This is a genomic window from Aliidongia dinghuensis, from assembly GCF_014643535.1.
GTDB lineage: Bacteria > Pseudomonadota > Alphaproteobacteria > ATCC43930 > CGMCC-115725 > Aliidongia > Aliidongia dinghuensis.
This window is the reverse complement of record NZ_BMJQ01000004.1, coordinates 17,385-38,466: the sequence shown is the minus strand read 5'-3', so window position 1 is coordinate 38,466 and position 21,082 is coordinate 17,385. Positions and strand designations below refer to the sequence as shown.

Here is a 21,082-nt window from a genome sequence, read left to right as displayed (position 1 = left end):
ACGGATGGCTATCGTCAAGATCAATCCGATACAGATTGCGGGGCGGTGGCAGTCGGGGATTTCCCTCGACCTCCACACGACCAGCAGCACGCCCGTCGGATACAACGAATACGGCCATATGCAGTTCGACACCGTGCGGCCAGAGATCGCGGAGCTTCTCTACCGGCTGAAGAATCGAGGCGACCGGGACGCCGCGGGTCCGATCATCGAAACCGCCGCCAATTTCCTCGCGCCTTATCGAGACAGGTTCGATAGCATCGTGCCGGTTCCGCCATCCCACCAGCGCGCCCTGCAGCCAGTGATCGTCCTCGCCGAGGGCATCGGAGCTCAGCTTGGCGTTCCAGTGCTGTCGTGCATCACGACGACCCGACCGACCACGCAGCTCAAGAACGTGACCGATCCGGAGGAACGGAAAAAGCAGGTCGACGGCCTCTATCAGGTCGACGCAACGCAGACACGCGGCCGCAGTATTCTCCTGTTCGACGATCTCTTTCGATCGGGGACGACCATGAACGCCATCACGGACCAGCTCCTCGGCCCAGGACAGGCGGCAGTCGTCCGCGCCCTCACCATCACCAAGACACGGAGCAACCATTGAACACGATCTTCATAGGCGGCTCGCGACACGTTTCCCGGCTTCCCTCGGAGGTGAAGAAGCGGCTCGACAATGTCGTCGCGAGCGGCCACCGCGTCATCGTCGGAGATGCCAATGGCGCCGACAAGGCCGTGCAGAAGCACTTCCACGATATCCACTATGACAAGGTCACCGTGTTCTGCTCGGGCGCCTCGCCGCGCAACAACCTTGGGACCTGGCTCACCCATCAAGTCGACGCGCCCAAGAACGCGAAGGGCTTTCAGTTCTACGCCGCCAAGGACCGCGAGATGGCGCGCGAGGCCGATTTCGGCCTGATGATCTGGGATGGCAAAAGCCCAGGCACCGTTCTCAACGTGCTGCGTCTCGCCATCGCTGGAAAGATCGCGGTGCTGTTCAACGTCCCGGACAAGGACGTCGTCAACATCAAGTCGGTCGACGCGTGGAGGAATTTCATTGCGCATTGCAGCGATGAGTTGCGCCGGGATGTAAAGGAACGCGCCACACCCGACGAATGGCGGTTGGTCGAGATCAGCGATCAGCCCACCTTCCTGTCGGCGATGGAGAAAGCGCCGTCCGGTCAAAAGGTCGAGGAAGCCTCGGACGAGACCAACGCCTCCGCGATACCCGAAGCCCCAGCGCTCGACGAGGTCGTCAAGGCGCTCAACGACGCGCTCGCCCGCTCGGACGCAACCGCGATCAAGGAAACGCTCGGCCAGATCGCGCGCGACCGCGGCATGAGTCAGGTCGCGCGCGAAACGGGGCTGGCGCGCGAAAGCCTGTATCGATCGCTCGATCCAAAGGGGAACCCCGAGTTCACGACGGTTCTGAAGGTGCTGTCGTCGATCGGCCTTCGGCTCGAGGTCAAGCCCGACACGGCGGCGCCGGAGCGCGAGGCAGTCGTTTCGCATGGCTGAGCTTCGACGTGCCCGGTCGGGGGACGCGCAGCGAGAGAGTTAGAGGAGTGCCGGGATTTCCGTGACGGGTTGGAGGTCGAGAGAGAGGCTCTCGGCCGCCCGTCGCGGAGTAAATCCCGATGGCTACTGCCGTTCAGAAGATCACCCTGTCGTCCTCGCGCGACATCCCCTTCAACAAGCTCATCCTGTCCCAGACCAACGTCCGGACCCGCAAGGACGGCATCTCGATCGAGGACCTGGCGGCCTCGATCGCCCGTCGTGGCCTCATCCAAAGCCTTCACGTCCGGCCTGTGCTCGACGCCGAGGGCGCCGAGACCGGCATGTTCGACGTCCCCGCCGGTGGCCGTCGCTATCGCGCGCTCGAGCTTCTCGTGAAGCAGAAGCGCCTCGCCAAGACTGCGCCGGTTCCGTGCGTCGTCGGCGACGCCAAAAGCCCTATCCTAGCCGAGGAGGTCTCCCTCGCCGAGAATATCGATCGCCTGCCGCTGACGCCGATCGAGCAGTTCCGCGCGTTCGCCGCGATGTTGTCGAAGGGCATGTCCGAAGAGGAGATCGCCGCGGCCTTTCTCGTGCAGGCCCAGGTGGTGAAGCAGCGCCTGCGCTTGCTCACCGTTTCGCCGACGCTGCTCGACGTCTACGAGGCGGAGGAGATGACGCTGGAACAGCTCATGGCGTTCACCGTGTCCGGCGACCACGGCCGCCAGGAACAGGTTTGGGACACCATCAAGAACGCATGGTCGAAGGAGCCGTATCAGATCCGGCGCATGCTGACGGAGCAGACCGTCCGCGCGAGCGACAAGCGGGCCGTCTTCGTCGGTCTAGACGCCTACGAGGGAGCTGGCGGCTCAATCATGCGGGACCTCTTCCAGGATGACGACGGCGGCTGGCTGCAGGATGCGGCGTTGCTCGACCAGCTCGTGACCGACAAGCTCAAGGCCGTGGCCGAGGAGATCGCCCGCGAAGGCTGGAAATGGGTCGCGGTCGGGGTGAGCTTTCCCTACGGCGCCACGAACGGCCTGCGCGAGCTGGTCGGCGTCCCCATCGACCTGACCGCCGACGAGCGGGCGACGATCGATGCGCTGGACGCGGAATACGCCAAACTCGAGGCCGAATATGAAGGAGCCGACGAGTTGCCCGACGAAGTCGACCAGCGGCTCGGCGAGATCGAGACGGCCCTCGCGAGCTTCGACAACCGCCCCACCCTCTACGATGCGGACGAGGTTTTGCGCGCCGGCGTCTTCGTCAGCATCGACGCCAACGGCTCGCTCGACATTGATCGGGGCTATGTTCGACCGGAGGACGAGGCGCGGGCGGAGCCGGAGGGCGGGTCGGTCGAGCCTGGCGGCCAGGACGGAGCAACCGAAGCGCAAGCGGTTCAGCGCGCCGTCATCACCATCGGCGGCCAGCCGGCCGAGCCCGAGGAGGAGGACGACGAAGTCATCAAGCCGCTCCCCGAGCGCCTGGTGACCGAATTGACCGCCCACCGCACGCTCGCGCTGCGCGATGCGGTTGCCGGCAATCCGCACGTCGCGATGACTGCATTGCTCCACCAGTTCGTCACCGACAGCTTTCTCCGAACCTCGGCGAGTGGCGGGTGCCTGGAGGCCTCGGTCCGCCACGTCTTCTTTCCCGCTCAGCCCGACGACCTCAGCGACAGCCCGTCCGCCAAGTCGGTCGCCGAGCGCCACGAGGGCTGGAAAGCCGACGTACCGACCGACGACGACGTGCTCTGGGACTGGATCGCTGGCCTCGACGACACCAGCCGCATGGCGCTACTCGCGCATTGCGTCAGCTACGGCGTCAACGCGCTGATCGAGAAGGTCGACCGTTACGGCGGCGCTGGCCTCTCGCAGCACAGCCTTGACCGCCGCGTCGCCCAGGCCGACCGACTTGCTCGGGCTGTGGGTCTCGACATGGTCGGTGCCGGCTGGCGGGCCACCTCCGCCAACTATCTCGGCCGTGTCACCAAGCTCCGCATCCTCGAAGCCGTGCGCGAAGGCGCCGGCGAGCAGGCCGCGCAGCTCATCGACCACCTGAAGAAGGGCGATATGGCCAAAGAGGCCGAACGCCTGCTCGCCGACACCGGCTGGCTGCCGGAGCCGCTGCGCCTGATCTCCGGAAACGAGGCGGCCACGCCGGACACCCTGGCCGACGGCGAAGACGACGGCGCAGCGCTGCCCGACTTCCTCGCGGGCGACGACGAAGAGGCCTCCGCCGACGCCGACGACGAGGAGCGCCACCTCGTTGCGGTGGAGTAAGCGGACCGGCGGGGCGGCTCCGGCCGCTCCGCCATTGGACGCATCTTGACAATGGGATTCCTTAGTACCACCTTACGTCGTACCACCATACGACGTTGCCAATCTCGAGAGCCCCTATGACCAGCACAAAGCCCCCCTCCCGCGTCCAGAAGCAGCGCGAGATCCGCGTTGCCGCAGGATGGCAGGAAGTGAAGGTCTGGGTTCCAACCGAACGGGACGCCGACGACATCCGAAACTTGGCCGCCGAGCGTCGGGCAAAAGCCGAAGCGCTTGACGGTCTCAGCAACGAGGTAAAAGCAGTGACACCAGAAACCCAACTTCGCATCGCTCAGGCGATCGCGGAGCACGGCTCGGCGGCCTACACCCACTCCTCAGGCGCGGTCCTCGATCTTCTCACGCAACTCGCCGACGAGGACGATCTCGTGAGCTTCTCGCGCGCCTTCATCATCCTGGCGCGGGCGAAGCCCACCAACGCCGCTTCGGTCGCCAGCTTCATCCCGGCGAAGATCAGCAACTTTCTGATCAAGCACCGCGGCATCGACCCGGCATCGATGATGACGTGGACGCACGAGCATCCTGATTGGACCGACCTCCTCAAGAGCGCGGTTCGCGACCCGGCACGGTTCGAGCATGTCGTCGAGACCATGGCGCAGGAGATGAAGCGTCCCCACTGATCACCGCGGAACCCTGAGACAGCCCGGCGCAAGCCGGGCTTTTTTTTATGCCAGCAACGCCCGCGCCACGGCGTTGCTGACCCCAGAGTGAAAGGATGGCCGGGACGGGTTTGAGCAGGTGCGGTCCGAGAGAGAGCGCCGACCGGCTCCCCCGTTCCCGCTCTCCCGAGGCTCCCTTCATGAACGACCTTTCTCCGATCGCGGCCGACCAAGCCGCGCCGCTGTCGCCTGTTCCTCATCCTGACACGGCTGGCGCCATCATCGCCGCCGCAGAGCGACTCCTCCCGCATCTCGAACGCGGCCAGCGGGTGGACGCTGCGATCCTGCGCGCCGCCATGGAAGCGGCCTTCGGCGCTTCCGACGCTTCTGGCGCCTGGGACTGGAAGACGGCCTACGATGCCTGCGAGGCCGCGACCGTCCTCTTCCTGCGTAAATACGGAAAGGCGCTGTTCCGGAAAGCCGGCTCTCCGGCTTTGCGTCTTTCCGCCCTGGCCAGGATCGCGGGCCTTCTCCCCACCCACACCCGCCGCTCCGCCGATAGTGAGGCCTTCCAGCAGTTCTCCACCCCGGCTCCGCTCGGCCTCGCGGCCCTCACCGCGGCGGCCATCACGCCGGCGGATCGCGTGCTGGAGCCTTCAGCCGGCACTGGGCTCCTTGCCATCCTGGCCGAGATTGCCGGCGGCGCGCTCGCGCTGAACGAGCTGGCCGAGACCCGGTCCGCGCTTCTCGCCCCTCTCTTTCCGACCGTCCCCGTCACCCGCTTCGACGCCGCCCAGCTCGACGATCACCTCGATCAGGCCGTCGTCCCGACCGTCGTCCTGATGAACCCGCCGTTCTCGGCGATGGCCAATGTGACCGGCCGTATGGCGGACACTGCCTATCGCCACATCGCCTCGGCCCTCGCGCGCCTCGTCGATGGCGGGCGGCTGGTGGCGATCACCGGCGCGAATTTCTCGCCCGACGCCCCGGCCTGGCGCGACGCCTTCGTTCGATTGCAGGAACGCGGCCGCATCGTCTTCACCGCCGCAATCGACGGCGCGGTCTACGCCAAGCATGGTACCAGCATCGACACGCGGCTGATCGTCGTCGACAAGGCGCCCGCCGAGGACCCGTCCGCCTTGCCGGCGTCACGGGGCATCGCGCCCGACGTCGCCACGCTGCTGAGCTGGATCGCCGAGCACGTTCCGGCTCGCCAGGCGCTCGCGCCCAACCTTGCCATCCCGATGTCGGCCGCCGCCGCGCCGCGAACCGTGCGCGGCTATCTCGCTCGCGCCGCTACCGCGCAAGCCGCCAGGCCCTCAGTCGCCGATCCAGAGGCGGTCGATCTCGCCTACGAGACGATCGACTGGGCGCCCGCTGAAGGCGTCCGGCTCAGCGATGCGATCTATGAGGAATACCGGCTTCAATCGATCCGGATTCCCGGCGCCCAGGCGCATCCCACCAAGCTCGTGCAGTCCGCCGCCATGTCCTCGGTCGCGCCGCCGAAGCCCAGCTATCGGCCGCGCCTGCCGATCTGTCTCGTCAGCGAGGGAGTCCTGTCCGACGCCCAGCTCGAGACGGTGATCTATGCCGGCGAGGCGCATGGCGACTATCTCGCCGGCGCCTGGACGGTGGACGAGACCTTCGATCTCGTCACCGCCGCGCGCGACGATGCGGAGAACGCCGTCCGCTTTCGCCGAGGCTTCATGTTGGGCGACGGCACCGGCGCAGGGAAGGGCCGCCAGTCGGCCGGCATCATCCTCGACAACTGGCTAAAGGGCCGGCGCAAGGCGGTCTGGATCTCCAAGTCCGACAAGCTGCTCGAAGACGCTCAGCGCGACTGGTCCGCGCTCGGCATGGAGCGCCTGCTCATCACGCCGCTCTCGCGCTTCCCCCAAGGCAAGCCGATCCGGCTGACCGAAGGCGTCCTATTTTTAACCTACGCTACGCTGCGGTCCGACGACCGCGGCGAGAAGCTTTCGCGCGTGCGCCAGATCGTTGAATGGTTGGGCTCCGACTTCGACGGAGTGATCATTTTCGACGAGAGCCACGCCATGCAGAACGCCGGTGGCGGCAAGGGCGAACGGGGTGACGTCGCACCGTCGCAGCAGGGCCGCGCGGGCTTGCGCCTACAGCACGCCCTGCCGAATGCGCGCGTGGTTTATGTCTCGGCGACCGGGGCCACGACCGTCCACAATCTCGCCTACGCGCAGCGGCTGGGGCTCTGGGGCGGCGAAGACTTCCCCTTCGTCACGCGGGCCGAATTCGTCGAGGCTATCGAGGATGGCGGTGTCGCCGCCATGGAAGTGCTGGCGCGAGACCTGCGCTCACTCGGTCTCTATACCGCCCGGTCGCTCTCCTACGATGGTGTCGAATACGAGCTAGTCGAACACCAACTCACCGACGAGCAGCGGCGCATCTACGATGCCTATGCCGGCGCCTTCTCGATCATCCACAATCACCTCGACGCGGCGATGCAGGCCGCCAACATCACCGGCCAGACCGGCACGTTGAACCGGCAGGCGAAGTCGGCGGCCCGCTCGGCCTTCGAGAGCGCTAAGCAGCGCTTCTTCGGCCACCTGCTCACCAGCATGAAGACGCCGACGCTGGTCCGTTCGATCGAACAGGACTTGGCCGCCGGTCATGCCGCCGTGGTGCAGATCGTTTCCACCGGCGAGGCACTGATGGAGCGCCGTCTCGCCGAAATCCCGACCGAGGAATGGAACGACGTCCGCGTCGACATCACGCCGCGCGAATACGTCCTCGACTATCTGGCCCATTCCTTCCCGGTGCAGCTCTACGAGCCGTTCACGGACAACGAGGGCAACCTCTCGTCCCGGCCCGTTCTCCGCGACGGCCAGCCGGTCGAGAGCCGCGAGGCCGTCGCCCGTCGGGGCGAACTAATCGAACGGCTTGCTTCGCTGCCGCCGGTGCCCGGCGCGCTCGACCAGATCGTCCAGCGCTTCGGCACGGACCTCGTCGCCGAAGTGACCGGGCGCTCGCGCCGCATCGTGCGCAAAGGCGACCGCCTCGTCGTGGAGAACCGCGCCGCCTCGGCCAATCTCGCCGAGACCGCTGCCTTCATGGACGACCTGAAGCGCATCCTCGTCTTCTCGGAGGCGGGCGGGACAGGTCGGAGCTACCACGCCGAACTGTCGGCGCGGAACCGCCGGCTGCGCGTCCACTATCTGCTCGAACCCGGCTGGAAGGCCGACGCCGCGATCCAGGGTCTCGGCCGCACCAACCGCACCAACCAGGCGCAGCCGCCGCTCTTCCGGCCGATCGCCACCGACGTGAAAGCCGAGAAGCGCTTTCTCTCGACGATCGCCCGCCGCCTCGACACGCTGGGCGCCATCACCCGCGGCCAGCGCCAGACCGGCGGACAGGGATTGTTCAGGCCCGAAGACAATCTGGAATCGCACTATGCCCGCGACGCGCTGCGCCAGCTCTATCTGCTGCTCGTGCGCGGCAAGATCGAAGACTGTTCGCTCCAGATGTTCGAGGACGCCACGGGCCTCAAGCTCATGGACGCCAACGGCATCAAGGACGAACTGCCGCCAATCACGACCTTCCTCAACCGCCTGCTGGCGCTCACCATCGACCTTCAGGGCGTGCTGTTCACAGCGTTCGAGCAGTTGCTGAACGCCAAGATCGAGGGCGCGATCGCCAGCGGCGTTTATGACGTCGGCCTGGAGACGCTGCAGGCCGAGAGCTTCGTCGTCACCGATCGCCGCGCGATCTACACCCATCCCGCGACTGGCGCGGAGACCCGGCTGCTCACCATCACCGAGCGCCGGCGCAATCGTCCGGTGGCGCTCAATGAGGCGCTCGATCATCTCGCCGATCCTCGCGCGAGGCTGCTGATCAACGAGCGCTCGGGCCGAGCCGCCGTGCAGATCCCGGCGCCGAGCCTGATGCTCGACGACGGCGAGATCGAACGCCGCGTCCGGCTGATCCGGCCGATGGAGCACCATCACGCCTCGCTGAAGATGATTGATGAGAGCCACTGGCAGGCAGCCGACCGCGAGGCTTTCGCCGCGATATGGGCTCGCGAAGTGTCGGAGGTCCCCGAGTTCGCCGACACCACGATCCATATCGTCGCCGGCTTGCTGTTGCCGATCTGGAAGCGCCTGCCGAACGAGTCGACCCGCGTCTATCGGCTCCAGACCGACGCGGGCGAACGCATCATCGGCCGCAGGGTCTCGCCCGCCTGGGCGGCGAACGCCTCCTTGACCGGAGCGACCAGTCTGACACCCGATGCGGCCTTCGCGGCGCTGATCGAGGGCCGTACCGTCCTCGACCTCGCCGAAGGCTTGCAGCTCCATCGGGTGCGCGTCATGGGCGCCCAGCGCATTGAACTGTCGGGCTTCGCCGACACGATGCGGGACCGGCTACGCGCCTACGGCCTCTTCAGCGAGATCATCTCCTGGAAACTGCGCATGTTCGTGCCGACCGATCCGACCGGCGCCGATGTGCTGATGAAGGTGCTAGACCACTATCCGATCGGGCGCATCGGCGAGCGGGAAGCCGCGTGATGGCCCGCCACGATGCGTCCGAACTGGCACACCGTCTCGCGCGCGACGCCGAGGCGGTGTGCCGACATTACCTCTCGGCCGGGCGGCGGGAGGGCCGCTACTGGCTGGTGGGCGACGTCCGCAACACGCCGGGCCGCTCGATGTTCGTGCGGCTGAAAGAGTCGGTGAAAGGGCCTGCCGGCAAATGGACCGACGCCGCAACCGGCGAGCATGGCGACCTGCTCGACGTGATCCGCGAAAGCTGCGGCTTGATCGACTTCAAGGACGTCGCCGACGAAGCGCGCGTGTTCCTCAGCTTACCCCATCCCGAACCGGAGCCGGATCGTGCCCGATCACGCCCACCGAGCGCTCCAACCGGATCACCCGAAGCAGCACGGCGGCTGTTCGCCATGTCGCAGTCGATTTCCCGTACTCTCGTAGAAACGTATCTCCGCAACCGCGGCATTACGTCTTTGCACGGAACCGGAAGCCTGCGCTTCCACCCGCGCTGCTACTACCGGCCTGACGAGCACAGCCCGACCGAGACCTGGCCGGCGATGATCGCTTCCGTCACCGACCTCTCTGGCCATCTGACCGGGGCGCATCGCACCTGGCTCGATCCCGGCGGCTTCACAGAGGCTACGCTCGGCAAGGCGCCGATCGACACGCCGAGGCGGGCGATGGGCGACCTGCTCGGTCACGCCGTTCGATTTGGCGTGGCGGGCGAAATCATGGCGGCCGGCGAGGGCATCGAGACGATGCTTTCGCTGAGATGCGTCTTGCCAACCCTGCCGATGGTCGCAGCTCTCTCGGCAGCGCATCTCTCCGCCATCCTGTTCCCGGACACGTTGCGCAGGCTCTACATCGCCCGAGACGACGATCCCGCCGGGGACGGCGCGATGGCGACGTTGGTCGACCGGGCGCAGGAGGCCGGGATCGAGGCGATCGTGATTTCGCCACGGCTCGGCGACTTCAACGAGGATCTCCGGCTGCTCGGAATCGACGCGCTTCGGGCGGCAAGCCGGGTACAGATCGCAGCGCAGGACGTCACCCGTTTCATGGAGCTGGCAGCATAGCCGGAACGGGATGAGGAGGCGCGTCGGCGTCGTCACGGCGAGGCCGCCGGTCATGCTTCCTGTCAACGTCGGAAAGGACCACTCCCACGGCCTTCTGAGAGGGCGATCGGGCGGCAAACGGCCCGGACCGGCAACCTTGTGGGCCGACTATTTTCCGGCGGCGGACGAGGCCGCCTTTCCATCGCGAGACAAAATAGTCGGCCCCCTTCGGCCCTCCGCTGCCGCTTCGGCCCTCCGCTTCGCTTCGGGTGCAGGTCCGGTCCGCCTGCCGCCTGCGTCGCCATGAAGGCCGCGATGGGCGCGGTCGATCCTACGAAGGAAGCCTGCGATGACCACCGACCGCGACGACGATTTCGAGCCGCATCACAGCTCATCCCCTACCGACCAGGTCCTCCACGAACTCCAGCTCTATGGCTACCGTCCCTTCCACGACGAGCCCGATCCCAGGCCGCTCCCTGAAGCAAATATCCTCGCGGGCAGCATCTCCGACATCTTCGACGCCCTGGTGGTGGCACTGGCGGACACTCGCCTCGAACCCGACCTCGAAGACCTGCTCTGGTCGACGGTGAACGTGTTCCACCGTGCTATCGACCGGATCGAACGCGAACTCGACGACAACGAGCTGGCGCAGCAGCGCTCGCAACGGGAGCAGGACGGCAGCGAGGTAAAGTCCGTCGAACTGGAACGGCTGACGGAGGAGGGCCAGACGCTGATCGAGCGCCGCAATGCTTTCGAGCTGATGCGCGACCAGGCCGCCGACCAATTCGAGCAGCACACCCACTCAGCCTGGCGGCCGCGCAACGGGTCGAAGGTCAACCATCGCAACCTGACTTCGGCGATGATCGACAGCCGCGACTTCCTCAGCGCCAAGAAGCGCGCCGACAACCAGGTGCTCCTGCCACCGGGTCCCAAGGTGGCGCTCACTGGCGGGCTCGACTTCAACGATCACCGGTTGATCTGGGCCAAGCTCGACCAGGTCCACGCCAAGCATCCGGACATGGTGCTGCTGCACGGCGGATCGCCAAAAGGCGCCGAGCTGATCGCCGCCAAATGGGCCGACAACCGCAAGGTCCCACAGATCGCGTTCAAGCCCGACTGGACGAAGCACGCCAAGGCCGCACCGTTCAAGCGCAACGATGCGATGCTCGACGTTCTGCCGATCGGGGTGATGCACTTCCCGGGCACAGGCATCCAGGACAACCTCGCCGACAAGGCCAAGGCGCTCGGCATCCCGGTCTGGAAGTTCGGCGGCGCGTAAGCGCCGCCTCTCCCGACACCGTAATGCCTGAAAGGCGCAAAGCCGGATCGACGGCTCTCCGCCGAGCCGCCTCTCCGGATACTTCAGCCTCATGCGTTTTTCGCTCCCGGCGCTCTTGGCCTTCGACTATAATCCAATACGCGTCGTGGTGGTGGTGGAAGACGCGACCGTTGAACCCCAAGTCACGGAGCCCGCCACCATGATCATCGTCGGCCTCATTCTCAGCGTGTTCGGGATCGGCTTCCTCTGTTGGTTGCTGTTCACCTTGGCCGTCTATGCCTTGCCCTTTTACGCCGGCCTCACAGCGTTCTTCGCGGCCTACCACAGTGGCGCCGGTGTCTTGGGCGCCATCGTCGTCGGTGTTCTGGCCGGCGCCGCCACGCTTATGATCGGACAATTCCTCTTCGCCTCGACACGCTCGCCGATTGCGCGCGGTGCCATCGCTCTGCTCTACGCTGCACCCGCCGCCATAGCCGGTTTCTGCATGACGCTTGGCCTGTCTCGCATTGGAACGCCGTCCTTGATCTGGAGCGACGTCTTCGCCGTGATCGGCGCAATCTGCGTCGGGGGGACGGCCTTGGTGCGCATGGCAGCGATCGCCGGCCCGCCCGCGGTAGGGCCGACACCTACCGCGCTCCCACCGCAGCACCCGTAACGTGACCCCGGACGTGCCCATTGCCCTCGCCGTCTTCATCGTCGGGATGTTACGAGGCTGACATCGACAAGGGATCGCCCGACTTCCCCTCCTGCATCACGGGCATTGAGCGCGGTTGATCCGGCTAGCCGCTGCGGCGGCGCACGACCGCAGGTGGGGGCACACTTCATCGAGCCGCGAACGGACCGAGTCGAGGCCACACCCTATTCTGCGCTAGAGACTCTTTCTCTACGCCCTGTTCGCTGCCCCTCTTGTGATCAGTGACCGAGTTTAGCCAGGCTTCTCCCGAGGATGCTGTTCGGCACGCGAGCACCTGGCCTCTCCTTGGCTTGATCTGGCCGAAGGGCGGCTACGCCTCGATCGCCTGAGCCGCAACGCCGGCGGATCGACTTTCTTCCCCTGGGACACCCACCCCACGAGGCAAGCCTCGTGGGGACCCCGGGCAGGCCCATTCCTCGCGAGGCAAGAAAGTCTCACCGCCGTCATCCTCCGCTGCGCTCCGGCCCGCGAGCGGGTGCGTCGCCGATCGCCTCCGGCCTGCCGATCGCCATCGAGGCCGCGGTGGTCGCGGGCTCGAAACAGCAAGGAGAAGTGACATGGCCAACATCGGTTCTTTCAAGAAGGTCGGCAGCGAGTTCCAGGGCGAGATCGTCACCCTAAGCGTCCAGACCAAGGGTGTGCGGATCGTTCCGGAGACCAACCGCGCCAACGACAACGCTCCCAGCCACCGCGTCTTCGTGGGCCGCGCCGAGATCGGCGCCGCGTGGACCAAGCGCTCCAACGAAGGCCGCGACTACCTGTCGGTGAAGCTGGACGATCCCTCCTTCAATGCCGCGATCTACGCCAACCTCTTCGACGACGAAGACGGCGAGGGCTACAGCCTCATCTGGTCGCGCCCCAACGGGCGGCGCGGCGAGTAGCGGTGACGCGACGGCCCGCCTGGACCCCAGGCGGGCCGGCCATCGCTGCCATACGCACCAAGGCTTCGCTTATGACTTCGTGCGCCTGCGTCTCGGCGCCTTCACGACCGCCGCCCCGACGACCGGCTCGTCGCCCACGGTCGCCAGCAAGTCGGCCGGCGCACATGCAACGGCCTGTGCCGCCTCCCAGATAGTCAGCAGCGTCACATTCTGCAGCCCGCGCTCCATGCTGCTGACATGCGCACGATCGACGCTCATTCGCTCCGCGACGGCCTCCTGGCTGAGGCCTGCCTGAAGCCGAAACCGTCTCAGATTTTTTCCAAATGCGACCCGGATATCCATCCCAAGGATGGATGCCGTTCGCGTATTTTATTGCTACGCATTATAATACGCGGCTAACTAGCCGAATCGGCTTGTTATCAGCATAGCGGAACGACCCTGACAGATACCGAAACCATGGCAATTCGGGCGTTGAGTGACCAGAAAGCGACTATTATAGTCGTATTCCTGGCACGTGCAGATCGTCTGTCGGAGGTGATCATGAATGATCACCGGCCGACAGATTCGGGCAGCGCGGGCCTTGCTGAATTGGAAGCAAGAAATGCTCGCCGAAAAAGCCCTGGTGGCCCTGACCGCCCTCAAGCGCCTGGAATCGGAACGCGATCTCCAGACGCACGAGAGCACGCGCGACCAGGTGCGTCGCGCGCTCGAGAGCGCTGGAATCCTGTTCATCGAGTCCGACCGCGGACGCGGCGTGATGCTCCTTCACGATGCGAACGACGAAATGGCGAAAGGACCGTCACGCCAACGCCCCCACATCGGGGTATAGTAGAACAACTCATATTCCGCTTGATCGATTGGAGGGCCAGATGCAGCCACCGCCGCTCGACCCGCCCGTGGCGGACCTTGCTCCAGATGCCTCAATACTCACCGGCTATGACGAAAAGCACCTGATCACCTACCTTCGGCTCCTCGACGCGGAGGCCGAGGGCGCCGACTGGCGCGAGGTCGCAAGGATCGTCCTGCACATTGATCCCGACTGCGAACCGGATCGCGCCCACCGCGCTTGGGAAAGCCATCTCGCCCGCGCCCGCTGGATGACCGAGCACGGATATTGCCACTTGCTCCGCGGCGGCGCGCCGCACTGACCCGCGACGCGCGAACTCGTTCCTTGCGAACTCTGCAACGTACTATGCAGAACGCCTCCGTTTCGCTCCGCCACCTAAACGTGCATTTTCGGAGGCCACCCCAATGGTCGGCCTATGCCGGGAGGAGCTGGAATGGCTTCCGAGGATTGGCGGTCGCCTGCGCCGTATGAGGAACTCCGAGACCTCGACGCGCCCGGCTTCGCCTGGGAATATCTGCGTCGGAACGCGCAGTTCAACAAAGAACGGATAAGCCTCGAGGAAGCTGATCGGCAGGGCGCACTGAAGACGTCAGACGCCGACGACTTCGCACGGCGCTGGGGGGTGCGATTTCGACGATGTGCCAGCCAGGACGACGCTTGGCATTGCCCTCTGGACCGCGCAGGCGCTTCCCACTGTCACTGCCGTAACGACGGCACCGATTAGGATTACCGCTCCCGGGGTTGAGCTTCCAGCCGAGGCTTTTCTACCCTTCATCCAAACCGCCCACCAGAATATTGCGGTCGCGGCGGATGGGGGGATGCTGAGGATAGAGCGGCTTGGCCTGGGCGACGGTGCCGAGGCCGTGCTCCTGCCTCTCGATCAGCTCTTCGAGACCCGCGTCGCCGCTGCGCTCCGGCTATGGCGCATGCTCTGTGGCCATCGACCCGGGCCCAATCCGAGCGCGCTCACGGCCCAAGCCGCCGACCGGCTCATCCTCGCCCTGCGCGCGCTCGACGGAAAACTCGACGGCGCGACGCAGTTCGAGATTGCGACCGCGCTCTTTCGACCGAGAAACCTCACCAAGCGCGACTGGATCGATCATGATCTGCGCGATCGCACCGGCCGGCTCGTCAGGCTCGGCCTTCGCCTGATGAACGGCGGCTATCGCCGTCTCCTCCTTCACCCCTTCCGGCGCAGGATCTGAGACCTATCCGACCGCAATAGTGCGATCTCGCCGCCGGGCGACATCGCACTCCTGCGCGCTCGGGCCCTCCGCCACCGTGATCGACAACGGCCGCCGGCATTCGGCGACCCCCGCTGCGATCACGGAGGTATCCCATGTCCGCCCCCATGAATGGCGTCCCGCAACGCTATCTGCGCACCCCCGAGGCCGCCCGCTTCGTCGGCCTTTCCATCCGCACGCTCGAGAAGCATCGGATCTATGGTACCGGCCCGCGCTACTCGAAGCTCGGCGGGCGTGTCGTCTACCGCGTCGAGGATCTGCAGGCCTGGGTCGATTCCGCCGCCAAGGCGTCGACCTCCGACCCCGGCTCCGCGACGGTGCTGCCGGCCAAGCGCCACACCGCCGACGCGCTGGCCGCAGCCGGCCAGGCCCGCCGCTGACCTCCCTATGTTGGTGCGCCACCGCCCTCCATCCGAACGCGAGCAGCTCGAACTCTTCCGCGCGCTGCCAGGCGATCTCGCACCGCGCGACGCGCAGGACCTCATGGCCTATCCGTTCTTCAGCCTCGCCAAGACGCACCGCACCACGCCCATCGACTACCGCATGAACGAGGTGGCGATCCGCGTCGAAGCCGTTCCCGAGCATGGTCTCGCCACGATCTGGGACGCCGACATCCTCATCTGGGCGGCGTCCCAGATCGTTCAGGCGCGCGACGCGGGCCTGCGGACCTCGCGCCTCATGGCGGCGACGCCATACGAGATCCTGACGTTCATCGGCCGCGGCACGAGCGCGCGTGATTATCACCGCCTGAAGGCGGCGCTGGATCGGCTCCAATCGACGACGGTGGCGACATCGCTGCGCCAGGTGAGCGAACGCCGCATGCACCGCTTTTCCTGGATCAACGAGTGGACGGAACACGCCGACGCTCATGGGCACGCCGCCGGCATCGATCTCATCGTGCCGGACTGGTTCTACAAAGCCGTGCTGGACGATGCGCTCGTCCTGACGATCGACCGCGCGTATTTCGACCTCACCGGCGGTCTCGAGCGCTGGCTGTACCGCCTCGTGCGCAAGCACGCCGGCAAGCAGTCCGCCGGCTGGCGGTTCGATTTTCGTCACCTCTATGCCAAATCGGCGAGCCTTTCGCCGTTCAAACGCTTCGCCTTCGAACTGCGCGACATTGCGCGCCGGCAGCCCCTTCCTGGTTATCGCCTCGGTATCGACCGCGCGACCGGCGGCCGCGAGATGCTCGCCTTCGTCAGGCATGCACAATCCACCGCCGAGGCCTGTGGAAAACCTGTGAATCCGGTCGTGCTATCGGGAACCGCCGGGCACGTGCCATTAGGAACCGGACCCTCGTGCTATCAGGAACCGAGAGCGGCATTTTCCGAAGTCGAATCAGAGGCTTCGTCGCCGCCTAACTTAGACTCTAACTCAGAATCTAACTTTTTTGTTGTTGGGGGCGGTGAGTCGCGGGGACAACCCGGAACGGGAGGGCGGCGATGATCGTCGCGCTCCTGAACCAGAAAGGGGGCGTCGGCAAGACGACGCTCGCCCTGCACTTGGCTGGCGCCTGGGCCCGCCAGGGGCGCCGCGTAACCGTCGTCGATGCCGATCCCCAGGGGTCGGCGCTCGACTGGTCCGCCCAGCGCGCCAAGGAGGCTGTGCCGCGCCTTTTCGGGGTCATCGGCCTGGCCCGTGACACCCTTCACCGCGAAGCACCCGAGCTCGCCCAAGGGGTCGACGACGTCGTCATCGACGGGCCGCCGCGCGTTGCCGGCCTGTTGCGCTCGGCCTTGCTTGCCGCCGATCTCGTTCTCATTCCGGCCCAGCCCTCGCCGTTCGATGGATGGGCTTCCGCGGAGATGCTGAAGCTGCTCGATGAAGCGCGCGTCTTCCGCCCCGAACTGGCGGCGCGCTTCGTGCTCAATCGGTGCGTGGCCCGCACCGTCATCGCACGGGACACGGCCGACGGCCTCGCCGAGCATGAGCCGCCGGTGCTCGCCTCACGCATCGGCCAGCGCGTCGCCTTCGCCGACGCCGCACGCACGGGCCGCCTGGTCTTCGACATGGATGGCGCCACCGCTGCGACGCGCGATATCGCCGCCTTCGCCGCCGAAGTCGATCGGATAGCGCCATGAGCGAGCGCCCATCACAGCGCCGCTTCGTCGCCAGGCCCGGCGATCCCGACGACTGGGTGCGCGCGCCGGCGGCTGCCAAAAGCGCGCCCGGTGCCGACGATGCCTTCACGGCGCGACTGACCATCGACGTCACGCCGGAGCTGCGCGGCCGGATCAAGATTACCGCCTTTCAGCGCGGTCAGACCGTCGCCGACATGCTGCGCGACCTGCTCGCCCGCGAATTTCCTCCCACCGAACGAGACGCCTCATGATCGCCGATCGCAATGCAGGCGACGTGCGCGCCGCCGCGACCGGCGACCTGACCGCCGTCGAGCTGACCTGGTACGAGAAGCGCATCGAGCACTGGATCAGGTTCGGGCGCGACGTCGCCGAAACCATCCTCGACCGCCGTCGCCGCGTCCTGAGCTTCGCGCCGTACACGATCTTCGCCTTCGTGCGCTGGGCCGCGAACGACTACGGCACCGCCGTCTCCCGCATCGACATCGTGCGCGCAGTGGCGCCGGGTGAAGGCTTCCAGACGCTGCCCTTTGTCCGTCCCGGCGGCGAAATCCTGCTGCGGATCAACGGCTGGCCCAAAGTCGAGCGCGTGCTCGCCGCGATCGACGCGGTGGACGCCCTGCAAATCGACCCGGCGGACGCGGCGCCCGACCATTGGCGCCAGGTCCACAACCGGCTGAACGCCGGTTTGGACCCGCGCCCGTATAGTCTCGACCAGCACCGCGCCTGGCTGCTGCGCCGGAGGCTGCAGCCGTGACGCGGCTCGGCTGGCTCGCCACGAGCCTCGCCGCGATCGCCTGCATCGTCGGGCCCGCGGTCGCGCCGCCCCGCGCCCAGTTCATGTGGAACGCCAGCGCGAGCGTGCCGATCGGCCTCTACCGCGTGCGACCGACAGGCGATCTCCGCGTCACCGAACTGGTGGTCGTAAAGCCGCCCGGGCCCCTGGCGGAGTTCCTCGATCGGCGACGCTACCTCGCCAACGGCGTGCCCATGCTGAAGCGGGTCCTGGCGTTGCCGGGACAAGTCGTCTGCCGTGTCGGCAGCACGATCACTGTCGACGGCATCGCCATGGGCGACGCGCTCGCGAGCGACGGCAGAGGCCGCCCGCTGCCCGTCTGGAGCGGCTGCCGTCCCGTCCAACCGGGCGAGGTCTTTCTCATGAACTGGCAGTCAAAGGCCTCCTTCGACGGTCGGTATTTCGGGCTTCTGCCCATCACCACGATCATCGGCCGGGCCGACGCCCTCTGGACGCGGGAGGGAGACTGACCATGAGGCCAGCCAGCCAATGCCCTTCCTCCTTCCCGGCCTCGTCACAACGGGCTGCTGCCAGTCGATCGGGCGCCGATGCGCGGGCCAGATGGTTCGCGCTCGCCATTCTCGGCGCCGTCCTTCCGCTATGGAGCGGCCCGGCAAGCGCCCAGGCGATGCCGCCGCTGGAAGTGGCGGCCGCGCCGGCCGTCGCGCCCGGCCTGTCCCCGATCGTAGAGGAGGCCGCGCGCCGCTTCGGCATTCCCGCAGCATGGATACGCGCCGTCATGCTTGCGGAGAGCTTCGGCGACGTCCGCGCGACCTCGCCGAAGGGCGCCATGGGCCTGATGCAGATCATGCCGGAGACGTGGGCATTACTGCGTCGGCGCTACGGTCTTGGCGCCAATCCCTACGATGCGCACGACAACATCATCGCCGGCGCTGCGTATCTCCGGGAGTTGCACGACCGCTACGGCATCCCCGGTTTCCTCGCGGCCTATAATGCAGGGCCGGCGCGATGGGAGGACCACGTGGCGACCGGGCGACCGCTGTCGGCCGAAACGCGTGCCTACCTGATCCGTCTCGCCCCGATCATCGGCGGACATGCCGAAGACGACACCACGATCCTCGCCGCCGTCGTCAAATCCTGGACCGAAGCCGCACTGTTTCCGCCCCATCGGAACGACGCGCCGTCTGCACAAACGCCAGCATCAGGGGCGAATCCCAAGCCGCAGTCGGACGACGCACCGGTCCGCGATTGGACCGGGCTCGCGCCGCAATCCGACGGCCTGTTCGTCTCGCTGTCTGCGTCGCGGCGGCCGCAATGATCCGGTGGGCGGGAGGGCCTGTGATGGATGCTGAATTGGTAGAAGCTGTCGGGGGGACGGATAGCAGGGGAACACGACCAACGGACGGCAAGGTAAAAGGCCGGCCCTCTGGGCGGCGCAAGTGGTTGGTTGGGTTAGGGATTTTGGTGCCGGTGGCACTGGGACCTGCTGGCGCTTCCGGGTATTTCCTCAATGATTTCAATCACTCGACCGCCGTCGCCGGCCGAAAATCATGGATTTATCGCCGTGGCGACGCGTGACGACCAACTGCATATCCGGCCCGGGCGCATCCGCCACGGCAACCGCGGCGCCCAGCGTCCGAAGACATTCGCCGGCGAGGTGATGCGCGCCGCGAAGAAGGCAGGTCACGTCGGCAACAGCTTCCGCTCCAGCCAGGGCCGCAGCCAGTCTCGCTTCGGCCGGGGTCGGCGTGCTGCCGCCTCGGTGCGCCTGCGCTCGAACGCGCGGCGTGTGGTGCTGAAGGCTCGGGTCGTTCGCCATAGCGGCACGCGCTTCCGCTCGGCGCCGCTGCCGAAGCACATGGCCTACCTGAAACGGGAAGGCGTCACGCGCGACGGCGCCGACGCCAGGATGTTCGATGCCGCCTCGGATGCGGCCGACGAGCGCGCGTTCGCTGAGCGGACCGAGGACGACCGCCATCACTTCCGTTTCATCGTCTCGCCGGAGGATGCCGGCGAACTCGAGAACTTGCGGACCTTCACCCGGGAGCTGATGCAGGATGTCGAGCGCGATCTCGGGACCAAGCTCGATTGGGTCGCCGTCGATCACTGGAACACCGACAACCCGCATGTCCACGTGCTGGTCCGCGGGCGCACCGACGACGGCGAGGACCTCGTGATCAGCCGCGACTACATCAGCCGCGGGTTCCGCGACCGGGCCGCCGAGCGCGTCACGCTGGAGCTGGGGCCGCGCAGCGAGCAAGAGATCCGCAACGCCCTCGATCGGGAAGTGAGCGCAGAGCGCTGGACGAGTCTCGACCGCGCCCTGCGCGATATCGCCGACGAGGGCGGCGGCGTCGCCGACCTCCGGCCGGGAGGTGGCGATGATCCGGAGACGCAGCGGCTGTTGATCGGCCGGGCGACGAAGCTGGAACGCCTCGGCCTTGCCGAGCAGGTGGGGCCTGCCCAGTGGTCCTTGAAGCCTGGCTTGGAGGCATCCCTGCGTGAGCTGGGTGATCGCGGCGACATCATCAGAACCATGCACCGCGCCATGTCCGGCTCGGGCCGCGAGCCCGATGTCAGCCAGTTCGCTATGCACGGCGCCGAGCCCGAGCAACCTGTCGTCGGCCGCCTCATCGAGCGCGGGCTCGACGACGAGTTGAAAGGGACGGCATACGTCGTCATCGACGGCGTCGATGGGCGGACGCACCATCTCCGCTTCTCGGACCTGGAATTCACCGGCGATGCCCGACCCGGCGCGATCGTCGAGACGCGCGCCTATGAAGACGCCGGCGGCCGCCATCGCCTCTCGCTCGCGACCCGATCGGACCTGTCGATCGAGAGCCAGACGACCGCGCCCGGCGCGACCTGGCTGGACCGCCAGCTTCTCGCGAAGGACAACGATCTGGGCAACGCCGGCTTCGGGCGGGAAGTACGCGAGGCGATGGAAAAGCGCGTCGAGCACCTGATCGAGCAGGATCTCGCCCGCCGCCAGGGTCTGCGGATTATTTTCGCCCGCGATCTTTTGAGCACGCTGCGCGACAGGGAGCTGGCCGAGATCGGTGGCAGGCTCGCGTCCGAGACGGGCCTGCCGTATCGCGTCGCCGCTGTCGGTAAGCACGTCGCGGGCATCTATCGCCAACGCGTCGACCTGTCATCCGGTCGCTTCGCCATGATCGACGATGGCGCCAGCCTCCAACTCGTTCCGTGGAGGCCAGCGCTCGAACAGCAACTCGGCCGTCAGGTCGGCGGCGTCATGGGGCCGTCGGGGCAGGTTGATTGGAGCTTCGGCCGGAGGCGCGGCCTGGGCATCTAA

The 21,082-nt window shown here is 66.7% G+C and carries 23 protein-coding genes; 22 read left to right on the top strand and 1 reads right to left on the bottom strand.

Going from position 1 to position 21,082, the window contains the following annotated elements:
* The first annotated feature begins 4 nt into the window (after nucleotides 1–4).
* From IEY58_RS08420 to IEY58_RS08380, 9 genes are all read left to right on the top strand, one after another.
* Nucleotides 5–598: a ComF family protein gene (locus IEY58_RS08420; protein ID WP_229743579.1), complete on the top strand. Its 594-nt coding sequence runs from the start codon at nucleotides 5–7 to the stop codon at nucleotides 596–598.
* Entirely contained in the window at nucleotides 595–1,509 is a 915-nt protein-coding gene (locus IEY58_RS08415) for an addiction module antidote protein (protein WP_189044619.1), read from the top strand. Before IEY58_RS08420 ends, IEY58_RS08415 begins: the two co-directional genes overlap by 4 nt.
* A gap of 320 nt (nucleotides 1,510–1,829) precedes the next feature.
* Nucleotides 1,830–3,767, top strand: a complete 1,938-nt coding sequence (locus IEY58_RS08410) for a ParB/RepB/Spo0J family partition protein (RefSeq protein WP_456057518.1) — start codon at nucleotides 1,830–1,832, stop codon at nucleotides 3,765–3,767.
* A 116-nt stretch (nucleotides 3,768–3,883) separates the two neighbouring features.
* Nucleotides 3,884–4,441, top strand: a complete 558-nt coding sequence (locus tag IEY58_RS08405) for a hypothetical protein (protein ID WP_229743578.1) — start codon at nucleotides 3,884–3,886, stop codon at nucleotides 4,439–4,441.
* A 179-nt stretch (nucleotides 4,442–4,620) separates the two neighbouring features.
* Entirely contained in the window at nucleotides 4,621–8,955 is a 4,335-nt protein-coding gene (locus tag IEY58_RS08400) for a strawberry notch family protein (RefSeq protein ID WP_189044616.1), read from the top strand.
* Entirely contained in the window at nucleotides 8,955–10,010 is a 1,056-nt protein-coding gene (locus IEY58_RS08395; RefSeq protein ID WP_189044614.1) for a DUF7146 domain-containing protein, read from the top strand. Before IEY58_RS08400 ends, IEY58_RS08395 begins: the two co-directional genes overlap by 1 nt.
* A gap of 328 nt (nucleotides 10,011–10,338) precedes the next feature.
* Nucleotides 10,339–11,268 (top strand): DUF2493 domain-containing protein, encoded by a 930-nt coding sequence (locus IEY58_RS08390; RefSeq protein WP_189044612.1) that lies wholly within the window; start codon nucleotides 10,339–10,341, stop codon nucleotides 11,266–11,268.
* A gap of 91 nt (nucleotides 11,269–11,359) precedes the next feature.
* Nucleotides 11,360–11,923, top strand: a complete 564-nt coding sequence (locus tag IEY58_RS08385; protein WP_229743577.1) for a hypothetical protein — start codon at nucleotides 11,360–11,362, stop codon at nucleotides 11,921–11,923.
* A gap of 596 nt (nucleotides 11,924–12,519) precedes the next feature.
* Entirely contained in the window at nucleotides 12,520–12,843 is a 324-nt protein-coding gene (locus IEY58_RS08380) for a DUF736 domain-containing protein (RefSeq protein ID WP_189044610.1), read from the top strand.
* 69 nt (nucleotides 12,844–12,912) lie between these two features.
* Here IEY58_RS08380 and IEY58_RS08375 read toward each other — a convergent pair whose 3' ends face one another.
* Nucleotides 12,913–13,185 carry a helix-turn-helix domain-containing protein gene (locus IEY58_RS08375; RefSeq protein WP_189044609.1) on the bottom strand — a complete coding sequence of 91 codons (273 nt, stop codon included), beginning with the start codon at nucleotides 13,183–13,185 and terminating at the stop codon, nucleotides 12,913–12,915.
* 202 nt (nucleotides 13,186–13,387) lie between these two features.
* Here IEY58_RS08375 and IEY58_RS08370 point away from each other — a divergent pair, with 202 nt between their 5' ends.
* From IEY58_RS08370 to IEY58_RS08315, 13 genes are all read left to right on the top strand, one after another.
* Entirely contained in the window at nucleotides 13,388–13,672 is a 285-nt protein-coding gene (locus IEY58_RS08370; RefSeq protein WP_189044607.1) for a helix-turn-helix domain-containing protein, read from the top strand.
* A 40-nt stretch (nucleotides 13,673–13,712) separates the two neighbouring features.
* On the top strand, nucleotides 13,713–13,991 hold the full coding sequence (locus tag IEY58_RS08365; RefSeq protein ID WP_189044605.1) for a DNA -binding domain-containing protein: 279 nt from the start codon (nucleotides 13,713–13,715) through the stop codon (nucleotides 13,989–13,991).
* A 114-nt stretch (nucleotides 13,992–14,105) separates the two neighbouring features.
* A complete protein-coding gene (locus IEY58_RS34780; protein WP_407648383.1) occupies nucleotides 14,106–14,414 on the top strand; it encodes a transcriptional regulator domain-containing protein in 309 nt (102 codons plus the stop codon).
* A gap of 94 nt (nucleotides 14,415–14,508) precedes the next feature.
* Nucleotides 14,509–14,895 carry a DUF2285 domain-containing protein gene (locus IEY58_RS08360; RefSeq protein ID WP_189044604.1) on the top strand — a complete coding sequence of 129 codons (387 nt, stop codon included), beginning with the start codon at nucleotides 14,509–14,511 and terminating at the stop codon, nucleotides 14,893–14,895.
* 134 nt (nucleotides 14,896–15,029) lie between these two features.
* Nucleotides 15,030–15,314, top strand: a complete 285-nt coding sequence (locus tag IEY58_RS08355) for a helix-turn-helix transcriptional regulator (protein WP_189044602.1) — start codon at nucleotides 15,030–15,032, stop codon at nucleotides 15,312–15,314.
* Nucleotides 15,315–15,321: 7 nt separating this feature from the next.
* Nucleotides 15,322–16,380, top strand: a complete 1,059-nt coding sequence (locus tag IEY58_RS08350; protein WP_189044600.1) for a replication initiator protein A — start codon at nucleotides 15,322–15,324, stop codon at nucleotides 16,378–16,380.
* Nucleotides 16,377–17,015: a ParA family partition ATPase gene (gene parA / locus IEY58_RS08345; RefSeq protein WP_189044598.1), complete on the top strand. Its 639-nt coding sequence runs from the start codon at nucleotides 16,377–16,379 to the stop codon at nucleotides 17,013–17,015. The genes IEY58_RS08350 and parA overlap by 4 nt, the downstream gene beginning before the upstream one ends.
* Entirely contained in the window at nucleotides 17,012–17,266 is a 255-nt protein-coding gene (locus tag IEY58_RS08340; RefSeq protein ID WP_189044596.1) for a hypothetical protein, read from the top strand. The genes parA and IEY58_RS08340 overlap by 4 nt, the downstream gene beginning before the upstream one ends.
* The gene (locus IEY58_RS08335) at nucleotides 17,263–17,769 is read left to right on the top strand and encodes a DUF2840 domain-containing protein (protein ID WP_189044594.1); all 507 of its coding nucleotides are present in this window, start codon (nucleotides 17,263–17,265) and stop codon (nucleotides 17,767–17,769) included. Before IEY58_RS08340 ends, IEY58_RS08335 begins: the two co-directional genes overlap by 4 nt.
* Nucleotides 17,766–18,278 carry a S26 family signal peptidase gene (locus IEY58_RS08330; RefSeq protein WP_229743576.1) on the top strand — a complete coding sequence of 171 codons (513 nt, stop codon included), beginning with the start codon at nucleotides 17,766–17,768 and terminating at the stop codon, nucleotides 18,276–18,278. Before IEY58_RS08335 ends, IEY58_RS08330 begins: the two co-directional genes overlap by 4 nt.
* A 2-nt stretch (nucleotides 18,279–18,280) precedes the next feature.
* Entirely contained in the window at nucleotides 18,281–19,087 is an 807-nt protein-coding gene (locus IEY58_RS08325) for a lytic transglycosylase domain-containing protein (protein ID WP_189044592.1), read from the top strand.
* Nucleotides 19,088–19,110: 23 nt separating this feature from the next.
* Nucleotides 19,111–19,347, top strand: coding sequence for a flagellar basal body-associated FliL family protein (locus IEY58_RS08320; RefSeq protein ID WP_189044590.1), 237 nt, complete (start codon nucleotides 19,111–19,113; stop codon nucleotides 19,345–19,347).
* Nucleotides 19,334–21,082 (top strand): relaxase/mobilization nuclease domain-containing protein, encoded by a 1,749-nt coding sequence (locus IEY58_RS08315; RefSeq protein WP_189044588.1) that lies wholly within the window; start codon nucleotides 19,334–19,336, stop codon nucleotides 21,080–21,082. The genes IEY58_RS08320 and IEY58_RS08315 overlap by 14 nt, the downstream gene beginning before the upstream one ends.